The 23,255-nt window shown below is 55.7% G+C and carries 19 protein-coding genes; 10 read left to right on the plus strand and 9 right to left on the minus strand.

What is annotated here, in order from left to right; translation table 11 throughout:
- Window positions 1-65: 65 nt before the first annotated feature.
- The 5 genes from B4O97_RS04520 to B4O97_RS04540 all read left to right on the plus strand — a co-directional run bounded on the left by B4O97_RS04520 (window position 66) and on the right by B4O97_RS04540 (window position 4,547).
- Window positions 66-1,211, plus strand: a complete 1,146-nt coding sequence (locus tag B4O97_RS04520) for an ROK family transcriptional regulator (RefSeq protein WP_083048738.1) — start codon at window positions 66-68, stop codon at window positions 1,209-1,211.
- Between the two features lie 107 nt (window positions 1,212-1,318).
- A complete protein-coding gene (locus B4O97_RS04525; RefSeq protein WP_083048740.1) occupies window positions 1,319-1,924 on the plus strand; it encodes a superoxide dismutase in 606 nt (201 codons plus the stop codon).
- Between the two features lie 134 nt (window positions 1,925-2,058).
- Entirely contained in the window at window positions 2,059-3,096 is a 1,038-nt protein-coding gene (locus B4O97_RS04530; RefSeq protein WP_083048741.1) for a GGDEF domain-containing protein, read from the plus strand.
- 62 nt (window positions 3,097-3,158) lie between these two features.
- A complete protein-coding gene (locus B4O97_RS04535) occupies window positions 3,159-4,130 on the plus strand; it encodes an AEC family transporter (protein ID WP_083048742.1) in 972 nt (323 codons plus the stop codon).
- A gap of 21 nt (window positions 4,131-4,151) precedes the next feature.
- Window positions 4,152-4,547, plus strand: coding sequence for a hypothetical protein (locus B4O97_RS04540; protein WP_083048744.1), 396 nt, complete (start codon window positions 4,152-4,154; stop codon window positions 4,545-4,547).
- On the opposite strand, the gene B4O97_RS04545 is transcribed toward B4O97_RS04540, so the two are convergent.
- Together B4O97_RS04545 and B4O97_RS04550 are read right to left on the minus strand one after the other, a co-directional pair.
- Window positions 4,532-5,209, minus strand: a complete 678-nt coding sequence (locus tag B4O97_RS04545) for a DUF554 domain-containing protein (RefSeq protein ID WP_083048745.1) — start codon at window positions 5,207-5,209, stop codon at window positions 4,532-4,534. The two genes, B4O97_RS04540 and B4O97_RS04545, sit on opposite strands and share 16 nt — an antisense overlap.
- Before the next feature lie 95 nt (window positions 5,210-5,304).
- Window positions 5,305-7,755: a PAS domain S-box protein gene (locus B4O97_RS04550; protein WP_083048747.1), complete on the minus strand. Its 2,451-nt coding sequence runs from the start codon at window positions 7,753-7,755 to the stop codon at window positions 5,305-5,307.
- A gap of 278 nt (window positions 7,756-8,033) precedes the next feature.
- Here B4O97_RS04550 and B4O97_RS04555 point away from each other — a divergent pair, with 278 nt between their 5' ends.
- Both B4O97_RS04555 and B4O97_RS04560 read left to right on the plus strand, forming a co-directional pair.
- Window positions 8,034-10,271 carry a CARDB domain-containing protein gene (locus B4O97_RS04555; protein ID WP_083048748.1) on the plus strand — a complete coding sequence of 746 codons (2,238 nt, stop codon included), beginning with the start codon at window positions 8,034-8,036 and terminating at the stop codon, window positions 10,269-10,271.
- Window positions 10,244-10,642, plus strand: coding sequence for a hypothetical protein (locus B4O97_RS04560; RefSeq protein WP_083048750.1), 399 nt, complete (start codon window positions 10,244-10,246; stop codon window positions 10,640-10,642). The genes B4O97_RS04555 and B4O97_RS04560 overlap by 28 nt, the downstream gene beginning before the upstream one ends.
- Before the next feature lie 38 nt (window positions 10,643-10,680).
- Here the strand turns inward: B4O97_RS04560 and B4O97_RS04565 are convergent, their stop codons facing one another.
- The 7 genes from B4O97_RS04565 to B4O97_RS04595 form a co-directional block, all read right to left on the minus strand.
- The gene (locus tag B4O97_RS04565; RefSeq protein ID WP_083048751.1) at window positions 10,681-11,409 is read right to left on the minus strand and encodes an ABC transporter permease; all 729 of its coding nucleotides are present in this window, start codon (window positions 11,407-11,409) and stop codon (window positions 10,681-10,683) included.
- A complete protein-coding gene (locus tag B4O97_RS04570; RefSeq protein ID WP_083048753.1) occupies window positions 11,406-12,158 on the minus strand; it encodes an ABC transporter ATP-binding protein in 753 nt (250 codons plus the stop codon). Before B4O97_RS04570 ends, B4O97_RS04565 begins: the two co-directional genes overlap by 4 nt.
- An 8-nt stretch (window positions 12,159-12,166) precedes the next feature.
- Window positions 12,167-13,114: an ABC transporter substrate-binding protein gene (locus tag B4O97_RS04575; RefSeq protein WP_083048754.1), complete on the minus strand. Its 948-nt coding sequence runs from the start codon at window positions 13,112-13,114 to the stop codon at window positions 12,167-12,169.
- Window positions 13,114-13,710, minus strand: coding sequence for a UbiX family flavin prenyltransferase (locus tag B4O97_RS04580; RefSeq protein ID WP_083048756.1), 597 nt, complete (start codon window positions 13,708-13,710; stop codon window positions 13,114-13,116). Before B4O97_RS04580 ends, B4O97_RS04575 begins: the two co-directional genes overlap by 1 nt.
- On the minus strand, window positions 13,703-14,593 hold the full coding sequence (locus B4O97_RS04585; RefSeq protein WP_158084154.1) for a 4-hydroxybenzoate octaprenyltransferase: 891 nt from the start codon (window positions 14,591-14,593) through the stop codon (window positions 13,703-13,705). The genes B4O97_RS04580 and B4O97_RS04585 overlap by 8 nt, the downstream gene beginning before the upstream one ends.
- On the minus strand, window positions 14,586-16,034 hold the full coding sequence (locus B4O97_RS04590) for a menaquinone biosynthesis decarboxylase (protein WP_083048759.1): 1,449 nt from the start codon (window positions 16,032-16,034) through the stop codon (window positions 14,586-14,588). The genes B4O97_RS04585 and B4O97_RS04590 overlap by 8 nt, the downstream gene beginning before the upstream one ends.
- Window positions 16,035-16,106: 72 nt before the next feature.
- On the minus strand, window positions 16,107-17,273 hold the full coding sequence (locus tag B4O97_RS04595) for a CapA family protein (RefSeq protein ID WP_083048761.1): 1,167 nt from the start codon (window positions 17,271-17,273) through the stop codon (window positions 16,107-16,109).
- Between the two features lie 433 nt (window positions 17,274-17,706).
- On the opposite strand from B4O97_RS04595, the gene B4O97_RS04600 reads away from it, so the two are divergent.
- The 3 genes from B4O97_RS04600 to B4O97_RS04610 are packed head-to-tail and all read left to right on the plus strand — an operon-like array spanning window position 17,707 to window position 23,142.
- Window positions 17,707-18,237, plus strand: a complete 531-nt coding sequence (locus tag B4O97_RS04600) for an NADH-quinone oxidoreductase subunit NuoE family protein (protein ID WP_083048762.1) — start codon at window positions 17,707-17,709, stop codon at window positions 18,235-18,237.
- The gene (locus tag B4O97_RS04605) at window positions 18,234-21,374 is read left to right on the plus strand and encodes an NADH-ubiquinone oxidoreductase-F iron-sulfur binding region domain-containing protein (RefSeq protein ID WP_096348840.1); all 3,141 of its coding nucleotides are present in this window, start codon (window positions 18,234-18,236) and stop codon (window positions 21,372-21,374) included. The genes B4O97_RS04600 and B4O97_RS04605 overlap by 4 nt, the downstream gene beginning before the upstream one ends.
- Window positions 21,367-23,142: an NADH-dependent [FeFe] hydrogenase, group A6 gene (locus tag B4O97_RS04610; RefSeq protein WP_083048764.1), complete on the plus strand. Its 1,776-nt coding sequence runs from the start codon at window positions 21,367-21,369 to the stop codon at window positions 23,140-23,142. The genes B4O97_RS04605 and B4O97_RS04610 overlap by 8 nt, the downstream gene beginning before the upstream one ends.
- The last annotated feature ends 113 nt before the right edge of the window (window positions 23,143-23,255 follow it).

A 23,255-nucleotide genomic window follows, 5' to 3' on the forward strand; every position in this document is an offset into this window, starting at 1 on the left:
CTTGATAATTTTTCCGGAATAAGAAGTGCCGGAGCCGGTGATATGGATTACAATGAAAGGGAGGAATGGAAATCAACACAAAAACCAAGGCAGGTCTCATTACCGTGATCCGGGTACTGCGAAGACTCTGGACGGGCGGGCCAGCCAGCCGGGCTACACTGGCCCGGGAGCTCGAACTGGACAAGTCGACCCTGACCAAGGTATGCGGAAGGCTGATCAAGGCCGGTCTCATACACCGGGTCATGGAAGGTACGGTAGGGCGTCAGGGCGGAAGACGTCCCACCCTGCTGGACATCAGGGCCGCGAAAGGAGCCGTCGCCGGTCTGGAAATTCAGCCGGACCGCATACGCATGGTGTATACGGATCTTCAGGGGCAGACTCTTATGGAAGAGACCCGGGAAATCCTCAGCAGCAACAGAAAACTCAGCGCCATACTCGATACAGTGGCAGAAGGTTTCTCCCGCGACCGTGACGGACTCCCCGTTCTGGGAGCGGGCATCGCCATCCCGGGGATCATCGATCCATGGGAGGGAAAAATTCTCCGATCAACACCCCTGCAGGTGGACAAGGCCTTCCCCCTGGCAGAGGAGATGGAGCAGCGCCTTGCGGTTCCGGTGATCTGCGATAACGATGCCAACTGCTGCGCCTGGGGATCCATTTTCGCTATACCCGACCTGGGAAACCGGACCAGTTTCGCAGCCCTGCTTGGGGATCTTCGGGGCAGTGTTTTGTCCACCGGCTTCTCCCTTGTCCTCGGGGGCGAAGAGGTCTACCACGGTTCCGGATATTCCGCCGGAGAGTTCCGGAGCATCTTCTGTCCCGAAGGAGGGGACAGGCAGTTTGCCGCTGCTGCACGGCCCCGGGAAGAAACACTCCCGGCTCATACCCCGGCAGACACTATGGAGGAACTCTGCCGAAATACAGCCTTCCTGGTGAATATGCTGAACCTCAATGCCGTTGCCATCGCCGGGACCCTGGCGGATGAGCGTGAAACCTTCAGTTCCACCCTTCAGCGGGAGATCAGGCGCAACTGGATTTATCCCCCCGCCCCTGAATGCCCGGTCTATTGCGCCCCCGGAGGAAAGCACTCGTCCGCCTTCGGCGCCGCCGCACTCTTTCTGCGGCAGCTCTGCCGGGTTCCTGTTCTGAGCAGAACAGGATACGGTTACGACGGAAGCCTGTTTCTCAGGGTTTTCGGTTCCTCCCTCTGATCCGGGTCATCATCATCCGGAAAACGGCTTGCCTTCTCATTCCTGACTATTTAGATTATATATACGGTTTCAAGAAAACCGACAACTCAAAATCCGAGGAGGACTATATGAGTCATACTTTACCCGATCTGCCCTATGCGTTTAACGCGCTGGAACCATATATCGATGCCCGTACCATGGAAATTCATCATGACAAACACCACGGAGGCTATGTATCGAAACTGAACGATGCCCTGTCAAAGCACCCGAATCTGGCGGAGAAACCCCTGGAAGAGCTGCTGTCGGATCTCAGCGCCGTTCCAGAGGATATCCGTACCGCCGTCCGGAATAACGGCGGTGGTCACTTCAACCACAGTCTCTTCTGGAAGGTCCTGGGTCCCGGAGGCGGCAGTCCCGAGGGAGACCTCAAAGCGGCTCTGGAGAGCACCTTCGGCAGCCTGGAGGCTTTCAAGGAGAGTTTCAGCAATGCCGCGGCGACCCGTTTCGGCAGCGGCTGGGCATGGCTGTCCGTTGATTCCCAGGGAAAACTGGTGGTTCACTCAACCCCGAACCAGGACACGCCCCTGGCAGAAGGCCTGCGTCCGATCCTCGGACTGGATGTCTGGGAACACGCCTACTACCTGAATTATCAGAACCGCAGGCCCGAATACATCAAATCCTTCTGGGAAGTGGTCAACTGGAAGCAGGTGGCAAAGAACTTCAGCGCTGCATGAGAAATCAGCTGGCTCTCCCGCCCCCAAGGCGGGAGAGCTTTTCTGCCGAAAGGCAGGGTATTTTGCCTTTTGGGAACCTCTAAAACCAGAGGCGCCTTTGATAAAATCCGGAAAAAGGTCTACCCTTATGGGGTATGAAACGTGACTCCTCTGCCAGCGATCTTGTCAAGCTCTCCTATTTTGCCGACATGGCAAAGAGGATTACCTCCGCGTATACCGTCTCCGAAACAATAAAAGCCCTTCAGCATCATATAGGAACAATATTCTCTCCCAGGAACTGGTCCATCCTGCTCACCGAGCCGGAGAGCGGAAAGCTTCGTTTTCAGGAGGTTACCGGAGAGGGGGCCGACAAGCTGAGGGGACAGGAAATACCCCGGGGCTCGGGAATCGCCGGCTGGATAGCGCGAAACGCTCTGCCCCTGATCGTGGAGGATGTCTCCAAAGATCCGCGTTTTGATCCAAGCATGGACGAACTGATAGGATTTACCACCAAATCCATCATAGGGGTACCCCTCATCAACCGCGGCAGGGTTTTCGGCGTAATCGAACTTGTCAATAAACTTGACGGAACCAGCTTCAGTCCCCTGGAGCTGAAAACCCTGGTCACCATCGCCGAATTCGGGGCTATCGCGATAGAGAAAGCCTATTATACCGCGGCCCTGAAAAGAATCGCCATGACCGACCCCCTTACCGGAGCACTCAACCGGCGGGGCATGGAAAAATCCCTGGAACGGGAACTTTCGCGGTGCAAACGAAAAAGCGCACCCGTCACGATCCTCATGTTCGATGTCGACCATTTCAAGGAGATCAACGACACCTACGGGCACATCAAGGGAGACGAAGTGCTGAAGGAACTGGCGGATGTCCTGAAAAAAAATGTCCGAAAAGCGGATATTATCTGCCGCTACGGAGGCGATGAGTTTGCGGTCATCATGCCCGAAGCAGGCCCGGAAAAGGCCGAGTTTGTCAAAAGCCGGATCCAGGCCCATCTTGCCATCGAAAACGATCGGCGGGAATTCCCCTTCGGCGTCAGCATCGGTATCCATTCCGGAGAACCCGATACCCTGGCGGATATCTTCGATTCCGCCGACAAGGCCCTCTATTTTGAAAAGACCCGCAAGATTGAGATGGACATAGACAATCTGAGTACAAATCTGCCGGAATTCCTCTGATCAATCCATTGCCGTACATGGCGCTCTTGCTCATCTGCCGCAGGGAGTGATACTGTTCGCCCATGTCCGGATCCATCGCCCCCCTTATCCTGGAAAAACTTGCCGTCCTTTTTCTTCTTATCGGGACCGGCGGCTTAGTACGCAAAGCAGGCCTCATCTCCGAGGAAGGAGAATCCGTCGTCAGCACCCTGCTGGTGGACCTCTTCTGGCCGGCTCTTATCTTTACCTCCATTACCATGAACCTGAGCAGGGACGATATTCTCCGCAATATCAGCCTGCCCCTCTTTGCGGCTGTAACCATCCTCACCGGCGGAGGTCTGGGACTTATCGCCGTAAAGCTGATGAAATACCGGGGTGTCCGGCGAAACAGCTTTCTGTTCCAGAGTATGATGAACAACTTCGTCTTTCTGGTTCTTCCTTTTGCAGTCCTCTTCCTTCCCGAACGGGGAGCGGGACTTCTTTTTGTGCATAACCTGGGGACAATCCTGCTTCTCTGGACTCTCTGCGTCCCGGTGCTGCAGGGAGAAAACCGCGACAGGGAAAAGGTACTGTTCAAGAGCCTTCTGAAGAACCCGGGAATCATATCCACCCTGGCTGCCATTATCCTGGTGCTGACAGGGCTCAATACCCGGCTCCCCGCGGCGATTACAATAACCATGGATTATCTTGGTGCCCCCACCATGGCCGTTGCGATGCTGGTAGCCGGTTCACGAATCGCGGGAACCGGCCTCAAGGCAGTCCGCCTGGACGCCTGGAACCTGCTGATCGCCCTGATACGGCTTATCCTGGTTCCCCTTATCCTGCTGGGACTCTCCCTGATAATCTGGAACGCCGGACTGGCGGGCCCGGAGACCCTGCTGATCTTCATGCTGGTCAACATCGTCCCCGTGGGGGTCTTTTCCGTCAGCCTTGCCAACAAGTACAGGGCATCCCCGGAGCTCATGGCCCAGTCGGTCGCCCTGACTCACGTAATCGGCGCGGGTACAATGCTTGTCTGGCTGCTTGTACTGCAGAAGATGCCCTTTTTTCCCTGATCCGACATAAGGAGGAGACCCATGGACGCAGACCGTTTTTACCGCCGTATGCTGAAAATCGCCAAGGAGAAGAGCAGTGAGGAAGAACGCCTGGACTGGATCCGGGATGCCTTTGTGGAGGGGCTCCCTCCCCTTCCCGGAGAGATGGGCATCGACCTCTTCTGGGAAATCGCCGATCTTCTGGATATGCGAAGCACCCTGCAGGAACAGCGGCCCCGGGAAGAGTTTCTGCAACTCGCCGTAATCCTTACCCAGGTGGTGGAACTCTTCCGGGAAGAGTTCGGCGCCACGGAAGGTGAGTTTCCCGATGGACTGTGGGAGATAGTACGGGACTGTGTAAACGACTACGCCCTGGAACTGGACGAGGACCTGTTAAACTACCTTATGGGCCTGGTGCTGGATCACGGGAAGATATAGGCCAGCAGGGTAATAAAGATAAGCGCCGGAAGCAGGTTCGCGATCTTTATCTTTTTGATCTCCAGAATCGACAGGCCAAGGCCCACCAGAAGTACACCCCCCACGGCGCTCAAGGCTGCGATCATCTCCGGAGTAAAGAGTTCGTGCAGCCAGGACGCAAAGAGGGTAAGTCCCCCCTGAAACAGAAAGAGAGGAAGCGCGGAAAAAAGGACCCCCACCCCCAGGGATGCAGCCAGGGCGATGGATGAGAAACCGTCCAGAACGGCCTTGGTCATCAGCAGGGTCGGCTCGCCCCCCAGCCCCTCCTCAAAAGCACCGAGAATCGTCATGGAACCCATGCAGAAGAGAAAAAACGCCGTAATGAGCCCCTCGGTAAAGCCGGCGTGGGATATCTTCAAACGTGTTTTCAGTCTGTCGCTCAGGGAGTTCAGCCCGGCATCGATATCCAGAAGCTCCCCCGTAATTGCACCAAGAACCAGACTGAAGATCATGATAAGATAACGGTCCGACTTGAAGGCCATAGTAAACCCCAGGACCAGGGTAAAAAGACCGATGGCCTGAAAGACGATCCCGCTGATCTTCCTGGGCATCCTGGAATGTATCAGCAGTCCCAGAAGACTGCCGGCAATCACGGTGGCGGTGTTGGTTATGGTTCCGATCATTGATGAAACTGGTACTCCTTTGATTCTGTTCAATGAGACAGTCTCAAGGATTCAGGAAAATCGCCTTTTCTGCAATACCCTGACGCCGCACATCTTCAGACCACGGGAAAAGTAATGTAAAACACGGGGACAGGTTTGCGGGAAAGCGTAATACTCCCCTGAAGCTGTTTGACAAAGGCTGGAATCAGCTGCATCCCCAGGGACCGGGCATCGTTAAAATCGATATCCTCCGGGAAAGGACGTCCGGAATTGGAAAGCGTAAGGGAATATTCACCCCTGCTGAAATCCTGCGTCAACTGTACCGTGAAGGACGGATCTTTTTCTTCACCGAAGCCGTGTTTGAGAGCGTTTATCGCTATCTCGTTCGTCAGCAGCGCGATGGGTATCGCCCTCCGGTGGTCCATGGAAATCTCCGCGACATCGTTGACTATCCGGATCGGGAACGATGAAAATGAAAAGACCGTTTCCAGGACCTCCTGCAGGTAGGTATGCAGATTTATACTTGAGAAGCTGTTTCCCCGGTACAACCTGGTGTTAAGAATATTGATGGCCTCAATATGCCGTTCTATATCCGACAGATCAACCTGATTCTCCAGTGTCGTACTTTTAAGCCTGATGAGGGACAGAATCATCGCCAGGTTATTCTTTGCCCGGTGACTGAACTCCTTCATCAGATAATCCTTTTCCTCCACCAGGGACTGCAGATGCTGCTCTTCGTTTTTCCTGCCGGTAATGTCCCTGACTATTACAACAAGCGCATTCTCGTTGGGAAGAGGAGTCGCGCTTACTTCTACAAAGAGGCTGTTGTCTCCCGCGGTCCGATGAATCGTCTCAAAGGTTTCTCCTCCGCTCTCCATAATCCGGTGAAGATGGTCGTGAACATCCTTTCCTGTCTCCAGCAGATCGATATCCCCGATGGACATCTCCAGAAGCTCCGCTCTCGGGAATCCGGTCAGCGAACAGTAGGCACCGTTGACATCGGTTATGTGTGCATTGCCGTCGATCAACAGAAAACCGTCCTGCATGGTATGAACGATGGTTCGGTACTTTTCTTCCGCCAGCTTCTGTTCGCTTATATCCATATTAAATCCGACGAAGCGGACAGGAACACCTTCCGCATTGAAGATCGCCTTGCCGCGGCCAGATATCCAGCGATAGCTGCCGTCTTTGGCCCGCAGGCGAAAGACAGATTCGTATATATCCCTGGCCCCCGAAAGATACTCCTCCACACTCCTGAAGGCCTGCTCCCTGTCCTCAGGATGCAGCAGCTCGCTCCAGGCTTCGGATGTGTAGGGCAGTTCATCGGGATCATAGCCCAGCATGCGGGCGAAACGGTCTGAATGATATGCCTCGTTGGTTTCCAGGTTCCAGTCCCAGAGCCCGTCCCGGCTGCCTTCAACTGCCATACGCAGGCGTTCCTCGCTGATCATGAGGGATTCCTCTGCTGCCCTGAGACTGGAAATATCGTGAAAAATAGCCTGCAGGCAGTCATCGTGAACCTTTTTACTGTTCATGATCACCGGGACAAGAGTCCCGTCTTTTTTCCGGATATTACGTTCCCGCTGTACGGTTTCACCCGCGTATACACGGCGGTAGGAGAGGGGATGCTCCGCCATTTCCTGCTGATCAAAAAGCACCCGGATATTTCTGCCCACCAGTTCTTCCCGGGAATACCCGGTAAGCTCGGTCATGTTTCTGTTAGCTTCGGTGATTATCCCCTCGGCATTGCCTATAAGAATGCCGTCTGCAGCCTGTTCAAAAATTGCCTTGAACCGATGTTCGCTTCTTTTCAGCTGTATTTCGACTTCCTTCTTTTCACTGATGTCCCTGGTAATCGACAAAATATGAGGTTCGCCGTTCAGGGTGATCAATCGTGCCGACATCAGACCGGTTTTCCGACTGCCGTCCCTGCAGCGGAATACGGATTCCAAGTTCTCAACGATTCCGTCCTGTTTCAAGCCATTGACCAGTTTTTCCCGGTCCTCAGGTGATGCCCAGATATCGATATCGGAGGAGAGACGGCCGATAACATCTTCCCGGGTGAATCCGGTCATAGAAGTAAATCCTTCGTTGATATCCACATAGAGACCATCGAGCCTGTTGATGTTTATCGAATCCGGGCTGGTCATGAATGCAGCCCGATACTTCTGCTCGCTCTCTTTAATCTTCGACGAGGCATCGAAGAGCTTGTAGGCCATCCGGATTGATTCGATCAGGATAAATTCCCCCGAATTCTTGAGAACATATCCGTACCCGCTGATCTGTTCCACCCGGTCAACGTACTGCTTTTCCGAGTGGCTGGTTAAAAAGATTATGGGAAGGTCCCGGATTTCGAGGATGCCCGCGGCCGCCGCTGTTCCGTCCATACCCTTGCCGAGATCGATATCCATGAGAACAAGGGAAATATCCGGATCCGATTGTACCAGGGATATGGCATCCTCTCCGTTTAACGCCGTATCAACAATAAAGTTGTGCTTTTTCAGTACCCGTGCTTCGGAGAGGGCGATAATAGATTCATCCTCGACCAGCAATATTTTTTTCGGCATTCAGGTCCCCAGAACTCCACCGGCAAGATACCTAGAAGTATACGGGACTTTCAGCGGGAAAACAAACAGCTCTGGTCGAAAATACGGGTCCCGGAAGAAAACGTCTGAGCACATAAACAGGCAGGCCGGCAGAAATTACCGGCCTTTTTCGTGCATCATGCACAACGCGGCTGCAGGGCATACCGGGATCAGCGGGAAAAATTGATTCGTCCCGGGAAATGTGATAGTCTGGAGTATAAACAATGGTTTATCCATAAAAATGTATCGAGGAGTATCCCATGAAAAAACCCGCAGCGGCAGCCGTTCTGTTTTACCTTGCCATCTTTACAGCTTTTATCCTTACAGGCTGCAGCGGCGGTGGGGCCGGGGGAGGAGAGCAACCCTATGCTCCTCAATCATCACTGGACGATATAATCCTGGACACGGATTTCTTACAACATGTCTATCTCGACATTACCCAGAGTCAGATTGCCAATACATCCGTGGATATGGAATACAGCCTTACCGATGGATCCACCTGGGTGGACTGTACCGACAATCCCCAACCGGTGGTATTGACGGTCGGAACCGGAGTGTGGATCCGTAATGAAGGAGACGGTTCATCCGAGCGCTTTCTCGGCCAGGTGGATGCTTTATCCGGTCCCGATATTAATGCGGGGGATGAGCTGTATGTCGGTGTCTATGACGCCGGAGCCAACACCTGGGACGATGTCTCCTCTGTGTCACCGGGAAATATCCTCAATATTCTTGCCTATATCCAAAATATCGGTACCGATGCCTGCCCTTCCGGTCACCGCTTCGACTTCTATATTTCGGATGACACGACAATAACGACTGCCGATACATTGATCCGCAGCTATGTGTATACCTCCGCTACAGCTGCCGGCGGAACAATGTCTTTCGTCCTCACCTTCCAGGTTCCCTCCGGCTTCTCCGCCGGGACCTACTACATCGGATATATCGCCGACGCAGGGAATACTGTCAGCGAGATGAACGAGGGCAACAACACCTCCGCTCCCGAGGGGGTTACTCCGCTGATCGTCAAGGACAATTCAGCAGTCCCGGGCGGGGCCGTTAAAATCTACAATTCCTGGGGTGAAGGGAACGGCTGGGAGAATAATGCCGACGGATACTACTGGATGCCCTACGAGGTCCTGAAAAATAACCGGATGCTGGTGAGCTACTACTACAACGATTTTACCCGGGAGTATAATCCCACCTCTGTACTGGTCTTTTCACTGACCCATCCGGAACGGGATAAGCTGCGCGTTACCGTCGGCCTGGGAGATCCAGCTGATCCGTATATGAAAAAAACATTTCAAAGTGAATGGAACAGCACAGACCTGATCAGCGGAGCGATCCCTTTTCCAGCCAACAGCATGATCCTGGATATAAGTGAGTTCGCAAGCGGCATCAACAGCTACGATCTCTTTTTCATGGTGGAAAATTCCAGCGGTACTTCCGGTTCACTTGGCAATCTGAGTCTCGAACTCTACGGCGATTATGATTCCCCCGCAATAAGAACGCTGAATTCTGTCTCCACCACATTACCCGCAACCCTTTCTGCAAACGCAGAAACAACCGTATACCTCAGCACTGCAGGAGAACTGACCCTGACCGAACAACAGCAGATTCTCCCCATGTCCCGTTCCACGAGCCTGTCGGGCATTACTTTTAATGAACGTATGCCCTCCTCCGGAGAAATTGCCCGAAACATAGACCGCTACGGAGTGTATATTCCCGGAAAAAACTACAACACAATAGTCAAGCAAGGTTTCGGAACCGGATATGCCCCCCCGTCTCGAAGCGTATGGGAAAGCACCAGGATCCTGGAGAGTATCGATACCGGAATAACCAGGGGTACACTGCCCATGGCGGTTGACAACTCCGCCAGCGTTTATTTCCCCCCAACAGGCAATCAGGGATCCGAAGGTTCCTGTTCAGCCTTCTCGGTGGGCTATTACATCCAGACCTATACGGAAGCAAAGGAACACAACTGGGATCTTTCTTCAACAAGCTGGACCGGCGGCGCCACAGGTTCACCATCTTCAAACCTGGATAAAATTTTCAGCCCGGATTTTATCTATCATCAGATAAACGACGGCGGTGATAACGGGTCGAACATCATTCAGGCGGCCGGGCTGGTAACCAGAATCGGCGGCGCGACATGGAACACCATGCCCTACGATACTGCTGATTCAACCTCCTGGCCATCGGAGGCCGCCTGGCGGGAAGCCCCGAAATACCGGGGGCGGGAACCGGCCAAGTATTATTGGGACAATCTTTCAGCCGGTTATTTCGTTATAGAAGACGATTCAGGCATTCAGCTTCTGAAAAGTCTTCTCAACGCGGGCTACTGCGTCAGTACCGGTATTGCAGCAGAAACGGTGTATAACGGACTCGATATCAATGACGTCGTGAATTCGGCTGTTACGTGGACATCCACCAATCATGCCCAGACTATTGTAGGCTATAAGGAGGGGACCTCGTGGGACCCGTCAAATCCCGACTCCTGATCATACTCATGATCCCGGCAATTGCGGCTCCAGCGTTCTCTTCAGGTCCCCGGGAGAGAGCGCAGGAAAACGTGGTCAATCCAGCCCCGGAGACTGAAGCGTCAGGCGGTCTTACGGGGGGATTCAGGAAAGCGGAAAAGGACAATCCTCATGTAATCGAATCTGTCCGTTTTCTGAAAGCAGAAATGGACGCCCGGGGGATCAGGGTTCAGGAAGTCCGCAGTTCGGAAATCCAGGTTGTATCGGGATATAAAGTGCATCTTGTGGCTGAGTACCGAAAAAATGGAACCAGCGACGTTCTGGATGCCCTGATCTATCTGCCTCCCCGGGGAGAGCCTCAGTTATTATCGCTTACATACGGTGCTGAATAAAAAGCAGGAGTCAGCTGTACAGGTCTGAAGCTTCCCCCTCAGGCATACCACCGGCAAAACAGCCGCTGCAGCAGGTCCAGGACCGCAAAAAAGAGAAGTCCCGCCAGGCTCAGGGCCATGATGCCGGCGTACATACGGGTGTAGGAGATCCTGGACCAGCTGTCCATGATGTACCAGCCTATCCCCGTCTGAGTGGCGAAGGTCTCAGCCAGAAACAGCACCGCGAAGGCGGTCCCCAGAGTCAGCCTCAGGGAGCTGAAAATCCGCGGAAGCAGGGCAGGCAGAATCACGTGGACCAGAAGGTCCCGCCTGCTTCCCCCCAGGGTATAGAGAGAGTCGAAATAATGCCTGTTGATTCCCGCGGTTCCGTCCCGAATTTCCAGGTAAAACTGAAAGAAAACGATCAGGGCCACGAGAAATATCTTTGAAAGGTCCCCAAGCCCCAGAAAGAGCAGAATGATCGGCAGAAGGGCGATTTTCGGAACCGGAAAGAGAACATAGACCACGGGGCTCACGACAGAGTCCGCTGCGCCGACGGTCCCGGAAAGAATTCCCAGAACCAGGGCTGGAACAAAGGCCGCAGCCAGTGCGGCCAGCACGCGAAAGAGAGAAGAACCGAGATGGAGCATCAGTTCGCCCCTGACAATCTCCGTAAACATTTCACGGCCGACGGACACGGGGGAGGGCAGAAAGGGCCGGGCCACCAGGAACGAAGCGATCCACCACAGGGCAAAGAGGAACACCACGGCAAAGGCTGTCCTTTTCATATCCTGCCTCCGGCGGGCTTCGCGGTAATGCTTTCCAGGGTATTCCTGATTTCGACACAGCTGGAAAAAAAACCGCCGCTTTTTCGGTCCCCTGCCCTGGAGGATGTATTGCTGATCCTCGTGATGCCGCCCTGCATGTCCATTACATGAATCTCATCGCTCAGATAGGCGGCCTCTTCAATGCTGTGGGTAACCAGGATAATCGTCATGGCCCTCTCCCGGTGAACGGCAAGCAGGTAGTCCTGAAGCTGTTCCCGGGTCATGGCGTCCAGGGACGAGAAGGGTTCATCCAGGAGCATCAGGTCCGGGTCGAGGACCAGGGAGCGCCCCACGGCGAGGCGTTGCTTCTCTCCTCCCGAGAGCTTTGCGGGATAGCTTTTTTCCTTGCCCCCGAGACCCAGCTCCCCCAGGACCCGGTCGATCCTGAAAGCCCGTTCAGTCCGGGAAAAACCCCGGAGCCTGAGGCCCAGGGCCATGTTCTCGCAGACCGTCTTCCACGGAAAGAGCCCGTACTCCTGCAGGATTACCGCCGTCTTCTCCCGTCCTCTTTGGGGAGCCTCCCCGTTCAGGAGCAGACCTCCCCGTTTGGCAGACAGGAGCCCGGCGATGAGATAAAGCAGGGTTGTCTTTCCGCAGCCCGATGGCCCTATGACCACATGCAGCTTCCCCGCCTCAAAGGAGTGGGAAAGTCCCCGGAACACCCGCTGTCCGGAGCTATAGTCAAAATCCAGGTCCCGGATATGAATCATCTAAGGTTTTATTGCTCCAGTTCTTCAACTACGGCATCAAAACAGAGATCCTCGTATTCCGGAGGGGCTTCAATCATTCCGCGCCGCATCATCCAGTCGGCGGCAGCGCTTATCTCCTCCCGTTCCGGAAGCCGGGGATACTCATACTCCACAAAGGAGAAGCTTTCCCTGATCACCGGCGGAAATCCCATTACGTCCACCAGAAAATCCCGGTAGGCGTCAGGATCGGTGTTGATATTCCTGCAGGCTTCCCAGTAGGCCCGGTAGACCCGCACTATCTCATCGGAGCGCTCCCGGAGGACCTCCCCGTCAAAGAGCATGACCCCCGGATCCATACCCAGGGCATTGCTGTCTCCCAGGGGCACCGCACCTCTGGCCACCGCGAGGGCATAGAGAGGTTCAGGAAGACAGGCTGCAGGGAGCTTTCCGTTAAGAAGAAGTTCCATCCTTACCGGGATTTTGGGTACCGCCAGGGGCTTGAACCCGGAATCCGGAATCCCTGCCTCGCTGAGCAGGCTGGAGGCCACGTACTCGATCACGGTATTGGATGAGACACCGATCTCCTTTCCTGCAAGATCCGCGGGGCTCCCGGCATTCGATCCCGGGGCGGCGGCCAGCCCGTAGCGTCCGGTGGTAATGGAGGCAATCCGGACGTCCATGCCCCCGGTAAAAAGGAGGATCGATCCGATGGCATCGGCAATGATTCCATCGATCTGCCCTGCCTGGAAGGCTGCATCCCGTTCCACGGGATTCTGAAACATCACCAGTTCAACCGCCGCCCCTGCATCGGAAAAACGACCCTCCTCCCGGGCGACCAGAAAAGGCAGGGAATCGGCATCCGGGAGAAGTCCGATTTTAAGGGCCTCGTCAGGTTTTTCACCGGCACCTCCGGCAAAGAGCAGGGCGGAAACAGAAAACAGCAGAATGAGAAAAATTGTTGTTCGTTGTGCAGACATTACGACTCCTGACCCGAATTCCAGCGGCGCGCCCTGGATGACGGGAGCCCCAGAAGGTCGAGGACCCGGTAAAGGCTCTGGTCAACAAGCTCGTCGATGCTTTTCGGCTGGGTATAAAATGCGGGAACAGGGGGCATGATAATGCCCCCCGCCCGGGTTACTTTCAGCATGTTCTCCAGGTGTATCCCCGAAAGGGGGGTCTCCCTGGTCAGCAGAATCAGGGGACGCCGTTCCTTGAGGCTCACGTCCGCCGCCCGTTCCACCAGGGAATCGGAGGTTCCGGAAGCGATTCGTCCCAGGGCGCCCATGGAACAGGGAGCCGCGACCATACCCCGGGTAAGGAATGAACCCGAGGCGATGGGGGAAAAATAATCCGTAATCTCCGGGGTTTCAAGGCTCCCGACGGCGCGAAACTCCCGCAGCCACTCGTCCCGGCTCCGGCCGGTCTCCTGCAGGATTACATCCTCACCGTTTCTCGAGAGGAGCAGATAAAGGGGTATACCCTGCTCCATCAAGAGCTGCACCAGACGCAGACCGTAAACGGCGCCGCTTGCTCCGGTGATGGCGACGACAACGGGGAGTCCACGTTCAGCCATGGAGTCCTCCGGGAAGGTAGACCGCCGCAAGTGCAAAGAGCAGGAATATCGGAGACAGAGTCTGATTCAATTTATAAGCTGCAAAGGGGATCCTGTTTTCCGGGGACTTTTCACTCTTCCAGGCTATCAGCAGTTCCCAGCAAAGGATTCCCCCGGAAACAGCGACCCCGGCGTAATACCAGGCATTGAATCCGTAAAGCAGGCCGTGCATTACGGTACCGGCCATAAAGACGGCAAAACTCGCCGCAGCGAATCCGAGAGCGGGGAATCTGCCAAAGCGGGCCGGGATAGATCGGAGTCCGTGGCTTCGGTCGTGGTCGATATCCTGCAGGGCGTAGATTATGTCGAAACCGGCCACCCAGAACATGACCGCCCCCGTCAGCGGAAAAAAGCGCCACTGAAAGCTGCCGGTCAGAGCCAGAAAGGTACCCATGACCGCGGCGGAGCAGGTAAATCCCAGCCAGTAGTGACAGAGCCAGGTAAAGCGCTTGGTGTAGGAATACCCCATGATCATGACAGCGGCTGCCGGTACCAGAGCCAGGCAGAGGGGATTCAGCATCCAGGCGGAAACCAGCAGCAGGAGCCCGCAGAAGAGGGTAAAGAGTATCAGCTCCAGGCGACGGACCCTGCCTGTCTGCAGGGGTCTGTCGGCGGTCCGGGGGTTTTCCGCGTCAATCTTCTCGTCCACCAGGCGGTTGAGGGCATTCGCCCCGTTTCTGGCGGCCACCACGGCCAGAATGATCCAGCCCACCGTGCTCCAGGGGGGTCGTCCCGCACTCTCGGAGAGGAGGGCGACAAGGGCAAAGGGCAGGGAGAAGAGGCTGTGCTCGATCATGACGGCCCTGCCGATGCCCCGTCCCCTTCGAAGGAGTCTTTTAATCAAGACCAAACTCCTTCCAGCGCTCGTCGACCCTGCGGACGATCTCATCGCTCATGACGATGTCGTCGGGCCACTCCCGTTCATGCCCGTCCAGAGGCCCTTTCCGGGTTGCATCCACCCCCAGGCGGGTACCGAAACGGGGCCGCGGAGAGGCATGGTCCAGGGTATCCAGGGGCCCCTGGGAGAAGATCAGGTCCCGTTGGGCATCGATATTGTTGAAAACCTTCCACATTACGGTGCTCAGGTTCTGCACATCCACATCAGCGTCCACGACTATGATCATCTTGGTGTACATCATCTGCCCAAGTCCCCACAGCATGTTCAGCACCTTGTGGACCTGACCGGGGTAGCGTTTTTCTATTGAAATGATCGCACAGTTGTGGAACACCCCTTCCAGGGGCAGGTTCATATCCTGAATTTCCGGAGCCATCCGCTTTAAGAGGGGCAGAAATATCCGCTCCGTGGCCTTTGCCATATAGCAGTCCTCCATGGGGGGCTGCCCTACGATTGTGGCGGGATAGACGGGCTTTTTTTTGCGGGTAATACAGGTCACATGAAAAACCGGGTAGTCATCGCAGAGGGAGTAATACCCCGTATGGTCCCCGAAGGGCCCCTCCTTTCGCAGAGCTTCGGCGGGATCAACGTAGCCTTCCAGCACAAACTCCGCGTTGGCGGGAACCTGAATATCGCAGGTCAGGCATTTGACCGTCTCCACCGGCTTTCCCCGGAGGTAGCCGGCAAAAAAGAGTTCCGATATACCCTCAGGCAGGGGCGCCGTGGCGGCGTAGGTTACCGCCGGATCATCGCCGAAGGCAACGGCCACCGGCATCTTCTCTCCCCTTTTCCGGTACTTCTGAAAATAGTGGGCCCCGTCCTTATGGTGATGCCAGTGCATCCCGGTGCTGGTCTTATCGAAACGCTGCATGCGGTACATGCCCATGTTCTGATTTCCCGTGTCAGGATCGATGGTAAATACCATGGGCAGGGTAAAAAATGGCCCCCCGTCCCCGGGCCAGCAGGTCAGCACCGGCAGCTTCGTTAAATCCGGGTCGTAATCGACGATCTCCTGGCAGGGCGCCTTGTTTACCCGGCTGGGAAAAAAGAGTCTGGCCCACTTGAGCTTCGGAAAAAAACTGGCGATATCGAGCTTGCGCGCCTGGGAGAATCCCCAGTCCATCAGCTCCTCAAGCTCCCCGGCCTTTTCTTCCAGAGACTTCGCACCCAGGGCCAGGGCCATACGTTCATAGGAACCGAAGGCATTAATCAGGACGGGGAACTGCGAACCCTTCACCTTTTCAAATAAAAGTGCGGGACCTCCCGACTTGCTTACCCGGTCGCATATCTCGGTGATTTCCAGGTAAGGATCAACCTCCGCGTGTATACGCTTCAGTTCTCCCCTGGACTCGAGGAGCTTCATGAATTCCTGAATATTCTTGTAAGCCATGGGGGGAGTATACCGACAGAAAAGGATACTGTCTATTTACGACTCAAAGGACAGCATTATTTTCAGAGCCCTTCAGCGCGTCAGGTTGCGCCAGCTGAAGGGTTCGAGGAGATCCTGCAGGGGTTCTTCCCTGAGACTGTAGAACTGCTTCCACAGGGGATCCATTTTCTCATCCGTGATCAGTTCGGTGTAGGAAGCAAGCACCATCCCTCGTCCGGGGTCCCGGTACGAGATAACCGGGACAGCGCTGACACCGCGGATTGAGGCGCCCCGTTCCGGAGAATGGACCAGATTGACCCGGTAGATAGCCCCTTCCCCGCGGGAGGGAATTTCGGTATGAACCTCATCGGGCGTCATATGCCAGGTCTGTCCGCTGATAAAGTTTCCCGCAGAGTTGATGATCAGGGCCTGCCTCCCGTCATGGCGGAGAACCATCTCCCAGGGCTGGAGTACATGGGGATGATGTCCCCAGACAATATCCACCCCAGCCTCGATGAGTTCATGAAAAAACGCGTGTTTCCCCCTGCCGGGAAGCGTGGCATATTCCACCCCTCCATGCACCGAAAGAATGAACAGATCGTACAGCTTCCGGATTTCAGAGATATAGTTCAGAAAGGATTCACGACGCTCAGGATCAGCGTAGTCGATCCGATTCACAAGGGCACTCCCCTCATCCATGTTCAGGAAAGCCGTGACGGCGAGAAATCCGATCCGCATGCCTTCGGCTTCGATCAACTCCGGCAACAAGGGATCATCGGCATGATGCCGCAGTCCCGACCAGCGCGTCTCCTTCTCTGAACGCAGGATGTCGAGGTATTCGGCGGTGGCCAGGATCGATTCAGGCCCCTGGTCGGCGGAGTGGTTATTCGCCGCCGAAAAAACCTGAAAACCCGCATCCACCGCCGCATCCACATAGGAGGGATGCACATTGAAACGCGGATAGTTCTGCAGAGGCTTTGATGCATCCACGGGAAACTCAAGATTCCCGAAACTGAGGAGATCCTGCTGCAGGAAGGGTCCCACCCCGCGGTAAATCTCTTCGTAGGAGGGATTCAGGTAGTTCACATCATGAGCCATTATGTCACCGACAAAACTGAGGACAAAAACCTCGCTTGTGCGGGCCGGCGACGGGGGCGGTGTTCTGCGAATATAATCCAGACGCTGATACAGGCCAAGGAGATTTATGCAGACAAGCAGGACTGTACATAAAATAATCGTTAGACCCGGAGAGACTCGCATAAGCTATCGGATAGATAGTATTGACCATGGGAGGATATTTTTCCATTCTTTTTTCAATTTTTCTTGTTGTACCTTACTTATTTAATTATATTTAATCCCGAACAGATGCTTTATTACGGCGGTTTTGCAGATCCGCCGTCTGCAGAAAAAAAGTCGTACCCTCCGTTTCTCCCGCGTAAACGTGCCCCGCTCCGGGGCACGTTTTTTTTGATCCTGTATTAACTTTATACGAATATTATATGTTATATTTTTCACATAAAGCACTATATTTATATATTCATAACAATATTTTGACAATATGCACATTATATGATATTTTTTTGCAAGAGGCAGAGCCTCTCTACACAACAAAACGCAACTGCACCAGTAATGCATCCGGTCAGGCTCCAGTTCACTGAGGTTCTCCTCATAACCGCGCCAAAAGGAGTACCGTATGCAGACGCAGACAAATCCCGCAAAGCAGACTGTTTCATCGGAATCTGAACAAGAGCTTCTAAAAAATTTTCAGGAATTACTCCCGCAATTTGATCCCGAAAAAGGTGGTCTGATTCCTGCCCTGCAGTCTGCACAGAACCTCTTCGGATACATTCCCGAAGAGGCCATGCGCCTTATTTCCCGCTCCATGGATATACCCTTCAGCGAGGTAGCCGGGGTAGTCAGTTTCTATTCCTACTTTTCCACCGTACCCAGGGGGCGCCATGTTGTCCGGGTCTGCCTGGGAACCGCCTGCTATGTTCGGGGAGGAAAGGAGGTACTGGCGGCTATGCAGAATGAACTGGGTATCGGAATCGGAGAGACCACCGAGGACAGGCAGTTCAGCCTGGAGGTTGGACGCTGCTTCGGCGCCTGCGGCCTTGCTCCCGTTGTAATGATTGACGATCAGGTCCATCAGAGGGTACGCCCGACCTCTATCCGCAGCATTATAGACGCCTACAGGGACGATAGCGAAGAGGAGGTACTATGATCCAGCGTATCAACGACAGGGAACACCTGGACAAGCTCTCACGGGAATATGCTGCGGACAAAAATGAGCAGACCATACTCCTGTGCGCCGGCGGCGGATGCATGGCCTCCGGGGCCATGGATGTAAAGGAAGCCCTTCAGGATGCCCTGAAGCGCAACAGTCTCTCCATACCCGTTAAGGAGACGGGCTGCATGGGGCCCTGCGCCGCGGGACCGGTTATAATGATCCATCCGGAAAAAATCGTCTACGAACGGGTGAGCCCGGAAGATGCCGACGAGATCGTCACTTCCCATTTCATCGGGAAAAAACTCCTCAGCCGGCTGATCCACAAAAACTCCGGGTCCCGGGAAGAGGCCCCGGAGATGGATTCCATCGATTTCCTGAAGAATCAGAAAAAAATCGTCCTGAGAAACTGCGGCCGGATCGATCCCGGAAGAATCGAGGATTATTATGGCGAAGGGGGATACACCGCCCTGGCGAAAGTTCTTACAGGCATGAAACCGGAAGATGTGGTTCAGGCGATAAAGATCTCCGGACTGAGGGGACGGGGAGGAGCCGGATTCCCCACCTGGATGAAGTGGGAGTTTACCCGTAAAGCAGAAGGGGACCTGAAATACGCATTATGCAATGCCGACGAGGGAGACCCCGGCGCGTTCATGGACCGCAGCGTGCTTGAAGGGGACCCCCACAGTCTGATAGAAGGCATGGCCATTGCCGCCTACGCCATCGGAGCCAGAGAAGGTTTCGTCTACGTACGGGCCGAATATCCCCTGGCGGTTTCCCGACTCCACAAGGCCCTGGAACAGGCCAGGGAGGCCGGGCTGCTGGGTGAAAACATTTTGAACACCGGCTTCTCCTTTGATCTCTCCATACGGATGGGCTCGGGCGCCTTTGTCTGCGGAGAAGAGACCGCCCTCATCAGCTCCATCGAAGGACACCGGGGAGAACCGCGTCCCCGTCCTCCCTTTCCCGCCCAGAAGGGTCTCTGGCAGAAACCGACTTTGCTGAACAACGTGGAGACCTACGCCAATGTTCCCGCCATCCTGATGAACGGTCCGGAAAAGTACGCCGCCATCGGGTCGGACAAGAGCTCCGGAACCAAGGTCTTTGCCCTGGCGGGGGCCATCGAGACCAGCGGCCTGGTGGAAGTCCCCATCGGCACCTCCCTTGGAGAACTGATCTACGATATCGGCGGCGGTATCAAGAACGGGAAAACCTTCAAGGCCGCCCAGATAGGGGGTCCCTCGGGGGGCTGCATTCCCAAGGAGCACCTCTCGGTACCCCTGGATTACGACAGCCTCGCGGAGCTGGGTGCCATCATGGGGTCCGGCGGTCTGATCGTCATGGACGAGGACACCTGCATGGTGGATGTGGCCAGGTTCTTCCTGGAGTTCGTTCAGGAAGAGTCCTGCGGCAAATGCGTCCCCTGCCGGGTCGGCACGAAGCGCATGCTGGAGATTCTGAACCGGATATGTGAAGGCAAGGGAGAAGAAGGCGATATCGAGCGTCTCATCGAGCTGGGCACAATGATCAAGGAGACCTCCCTCTGCGGCCTGGGCCAGACGGCTCCGAACCCCGTCCTGTCGACGATCCGTCACTTCCGTCACGAGTACGAAGACCATATCCGGCGGAAGCACTGCGAGGCGGGGGTCTGTCCGGGACTCGTACGGGCACCCTGCCAGAGCGCCTGCCCTGCGAATGTGGACATTCCCGGTTTTGTCTCGCTGGTCAGGGAAAAGCGCTACGCCGAGGCGCTCCGGCTGCACCGGGAACGAAACCCCTTTGCGGCGGTCTGCGCCAGGGTATGCTTTCATACCTGCGAGGATCACTGCCGCCGCTCGACCCTGGACGAGCCGGTTTCGATCCGCGGGATAAAGCGTTTCCTGGTAGAACAGGAGGTTACAATTCAGATCCCCGAGGTTCGGGAGAATCCCGAAAACGAAAAGCGGCGGGTAGCCATTATCGGGGCCGGCCCCGCGGGCCTCTCCTGCGGATTCTTCCTCGCACGGCTGGGCTACAAGCCGGAGATTTTCGAAGCGGAATCACGCCCCGGCGGCATGCTGGCCCAGACGATTCCGGCCTACCGTCTGCCCCGGGAGACTCTTGCCCGGGAGGTCCGCATGATCGAGCGTATGGGGGTAAAGATCCATACCGAAAAGCGGCTGGGCAGGGACTTTAGCCTGGAGGGCCTTAAGGAGGATGGTTACGAGGCAGTATTCATGGCCCTGGGAGCCCCGGAGAACCTGCCCCTCGGTGTAGCGGGAGAAGACGCGAAGGGTGTCGTACAGGCCGTACCATTCCTCAGGGAGTACAACATACGGGGATCCGTTCCGGTGGGGAACCGGGTCATCGTAATCGGCGGCGGCAACGCTGCTGTTGACGCTGCCAGGACAGCCATCCGACTGGAGGCGGAGGAGGTTACCATCCTGTATCGCAGGAGCCAGGAACAGATGCCCGCCTATGCGGAGGAACTGGAAGAGGCCCTCAATGAAGGAGTCGCATTGCGTACCCTGGTGCAGCCGGTGGAGATAGTCTCCGACAAAAACGGCACTGTCACCGGTCTGCGCTGCCTGCCAATGACCCTGGGCGACTTTGACCGAAGCGGCCGCCGGGGACCGAAGGCCGTGGAAGAAGAGCCCGAGTTCATTCCCGCTGACCAGATCATCATCGCCATCGGGCAGCGCCTGGATCCCAAACCCGTCCTTGGATCCCTGGAGCTTGCAACCAGGCCTGACCACTTTATAATCGCAAATCAGATTAACGGCCAGACCTCGGTTCCCTGGATTTTTTCCGGGGGAGACATGGTTTCCGGTCCCTCCTCGGTGGTCTCCGCCATCGCCGCCGGAGAACGGGCTGCTGCGGGAATTGACGAATATTTAAGCGGAGAAAACCACGCCTTCTGGCGTGAAGAGTGGAACAACGATACCGCCTACGATCCGGATGAGGCCCCGGTACCCTACCCCAGGGAGAAGCTGCCCACCATAGACGTGGAACGGAGACGATCAAACTTCGATGAAGTGGAACTCTGCTGGACCGAGGCCTCGGCCATGCGTCAATGCGGCCGCTGTCTGCGCTGCGATTACGGTAAATCCCCGGTCCGCCGGGAGACAAAGGAAAAGGAGGCCGCCCATGTATAACATTACCATCAACTCACTCCCGGTCAGCGTGGACAGGAACATGACCATCCTCGAGGCGGCCAGGAAAACAGGCATCCGCATACCGACCCTCTGTTTTCTCGAAGGACACGCTCCCCTGGGAGCCTGCCGGGTCTGCGTCGTAGAAGTGGAAGGGGCGAAAACCCTGATGCCCGCCTGCGCCACCCCGGTACAGGACGGCATGTCAATAAAAACCAACAGCCGCCGTGTACGGGAGGCCCGCCGCATGGTTGTGGAACTGCTGTTGAGCGAGCACAACGGCGACTGCAAATACTGCGACCGGGGTGAGGACTGTGAACTGAAAGATCTGGCCATCGAACTGGGAATCGAGGATGAGCGCTTCAGCGGAGAGCGGCTGGAACCCACCCTGGACGATTCCACCCCGGCGCTTACCAGGGAAGCATCAAAGTGCATAAAGTGCCGGCGCTGCGTAACCGTCTGCAACGAGGTACAGGGGGTTGGAGCGCTGTTTCCCCAGTATCGGGGCTTCTCTGCTGTTATAGGACCTGCCTTCAGCCGGCCCCTGGACAGTGTAGCCTGCGTGCAGTGCGGCCAGTGCGCCGCGGTCTGCCCCGTGGGGGCCATAACCGAACGCAACCACATAGACGCGGTCTGGGCAGCCCTGGACGACCCCGGTAAACACGTGGTCGTGCAGACCGCCCCGGCAATCAGAGCCGCCCTGGGAGAGGAGTTCGGCCTGGAACCCGGCACCCTGGTGACCGGCAGGATGGTGAGCGCCCTCCGGGCTATGGGCTTTGACGCGGTCTTTGATACCAACTTTGCAGCAGACCTTACAATCATGGAAGAGGGCAGCGAGCTGCTCATGCGCCTGACCAGACTCCTCAAGAACCATGAGAAAGCCGCCCTTCCCCAGTTCTCATCCTGTTCCCCCGGCTGGATCAAATACCTGGAGTACTACTATCCCGAGATGATCCCCAACGTTTCATCATGCAAGTCCCCCCAGCAGATGTTCGGTGCCCTGGCAAAAACCTATTACGCCGACAAAATCGGTAAGAAAGCGGAAGAGATCACCGTGGTTTCGGTAATGCCCTGTACGGCCAAGAAGTTCGAAGCCCTGCGGCCTGAAATGCGGGATTCCGGAGTCCAGGACGTGGACTACGTCCTGACCACCCGGGAGCTGGCACGGATGATAAAGGGAAGCGGCGTCGCCTTTACCGAACTTCCCGAGGGAGAGATGGACGCCCCACTGGGACTCTCCTCCGGTGCGGCGGACATTTTTGCCAATACCGGCGGCGTTATGGAAGCCGCCCTGCGCACTGTTTATGAGCTCGTTACCGGACGTCCCCTGCCAGGAGAAAACCTTCATGTTCAGCCCCTTGCAGGTCTGGAAGGGATAAAAGAGGCCTCCCTGATTCTGGAGAACGTCAAGCCGGAGTTCGATTTTCTTGAAGAGGTAGAGGTTCGTGTAGCCGTTGCCCACGGCCTGGGGAATGCAGGAAAACTCCTGAACAGGATTCAGGCCGGAAAAGGGGACTACCACTTTGTCGAGATCATGACCTGCCCCGGCGGCTGCATCGGCGGCGGCGGACAGCCCCGTTTTACCGATGATTCGGTCAGACAGAAGAGGATCGAGGCAATCTACAAGGAGGATGAGGGCAAACCGATACGGAAGTCCCACGAAAATCCGGCCATAACCCGGATCTACGAGGAGTATCTGGGAGAACCGTTGAGCGAACGCTCTCATCATCTGCTGCATACGAAGTACAATGCCCGGGAAGTAGTGCAGTAGCAGAACAATCCGGCAAAATAATCAGCGGACGGTGTCTTCGGGCACCGTCCTTTTGTCATCAGGGATTGCATGGAAACGCGCATCAGGATAATATAGTTGCAATTGCAACTTTC

Source organism: Marispirochaeta aestuarii (genome assembly GCF_002087085.1).
GTDB classification, from domain to species: domain Bacteria; phylum Spirochaetota; class Spirochaetia; order JC444; family Marispirochaetaceae; genus Marispirochaeta; species Marispirochaeta aestuarii.

Bases quoted from the DNA above. Each gene is read 5' to 3' on its own strand.
- B4O97_RS04600 (WP_083048762.1), top strand. From the start codon at position 17,707: ATGCAGACGCAGACAAATCCCGCAAAGCAGACTGTTTCATCGGAATCT.
- B4O97_RS04595 (WP_083048761.1), bottom strand. From the start codon at position 17,273: ATGCGAGTCTCTCCGGGTCTAACGATTATTTTATGTACAGTCCTGCTT.
- B4O97_RS04605 (WP_096348840.1), top strand. From the start codon at position 18,234: ATGATCCAGCGTATCAACGACAGGGAACACCTGGACAAGCTCTCACGG.
- B4O97_RS04565 (WP_083048751.1), bottom strand. From the start codon at position 11,409: ATGAAAAGGACAGCCTTTGCCGTGGTGTTCCTCTTTGCCCTGTGGTGG.
- B4O97_RS04610 (WP_083048764.1), top strand. From the start codon at position 21,367: ATGTATAACATTACCATCAACTCACTCCCGGTCAGCGTGGACAGGAAC.
- B4O97_RS04570 (WP_083048753.1), bottom strand. From the start codon at position 12,158: ATGATTCATATCCGGGACCTGGATTTTGACTATAGCTCCGGACAGCGG.
- B4O97_RS04525 (WP_083048740.1), top strand. From the start codon at position 1,319: ATGAGTCATACTTTACCCGATCTGCCCTATGCGTTTAACGCGCTGGAA.
- B4O97_RS04580 (WP_083048756.1), bottom strand. From the start codon at position 13,710: ATGGCTGAACGTGGACTCCCCGTTGTCGTCGCCATCACCGGAGCAAGC.
- B4O97_RS04575 (WP_083048754.1), bottom strand. From the start codon at position 13,114: ATGTCTGCACAACGAACAACAATTTTTCTCATTCTGCTGTTTTCTGTT.
- B4O97_RS04530 (WP_083048741.1), top strand. From the start codon at position 2,059: ATGAAACGTGACTCCTCTGCCAGCGATCTTGTCAAGCTCTCCTATTTT.
- B4O97_RS04520 (WP_083048738.1), top strand. From the start codon at position 66: ATGGAAATCAACACAAAAACCAAGGCAGGTCTCATTACCGTGATCCGG.
- B4O97_RS04535 (WP_083048742.1), top strand. From the start codon at position 3,159: ATGTCCGGATCCATCGCCCCCCTTATCCTGGAAAAACTTGCCGTCCTT.
- B4O97_RS04540 (WP_083048744.1), top strand. From the start codon at position 4,152: ATGGACGCAGACCGTTTTTACCGCCGTATGCTGAAAATCGCCAAGGAG.
- B4O97_RS04545 (WP_083048745.1), bottom strand. From the start codon at position 5,209: ATGATCGGAACCATAACCAACACCGCCACCGTGATTGCCGGCAGTCTT.
- B4O97_RS04550 (WP_083048747.1), bottom strand. From the start codon at position 7,755: ATGCCGAAAAAAATATTGCTGGTCGAGGATGAATCTATTATCGCCCTC.
- B4O97_RS04555 (WP_083048748.1), top strand. From the start codon at position 8,034: ATGAAAAAACCCGCAGCGGCAGCCGTTCTGTTTTACCTTGCCATCTTT.
- B4O97_RS04590 (WP_083048759.1), bottom strand. From the start codon at position 16,034: ATGGCTTACAAGAATATTCAGGAATTCATGAAGCTCCTCGAGTCCAGG.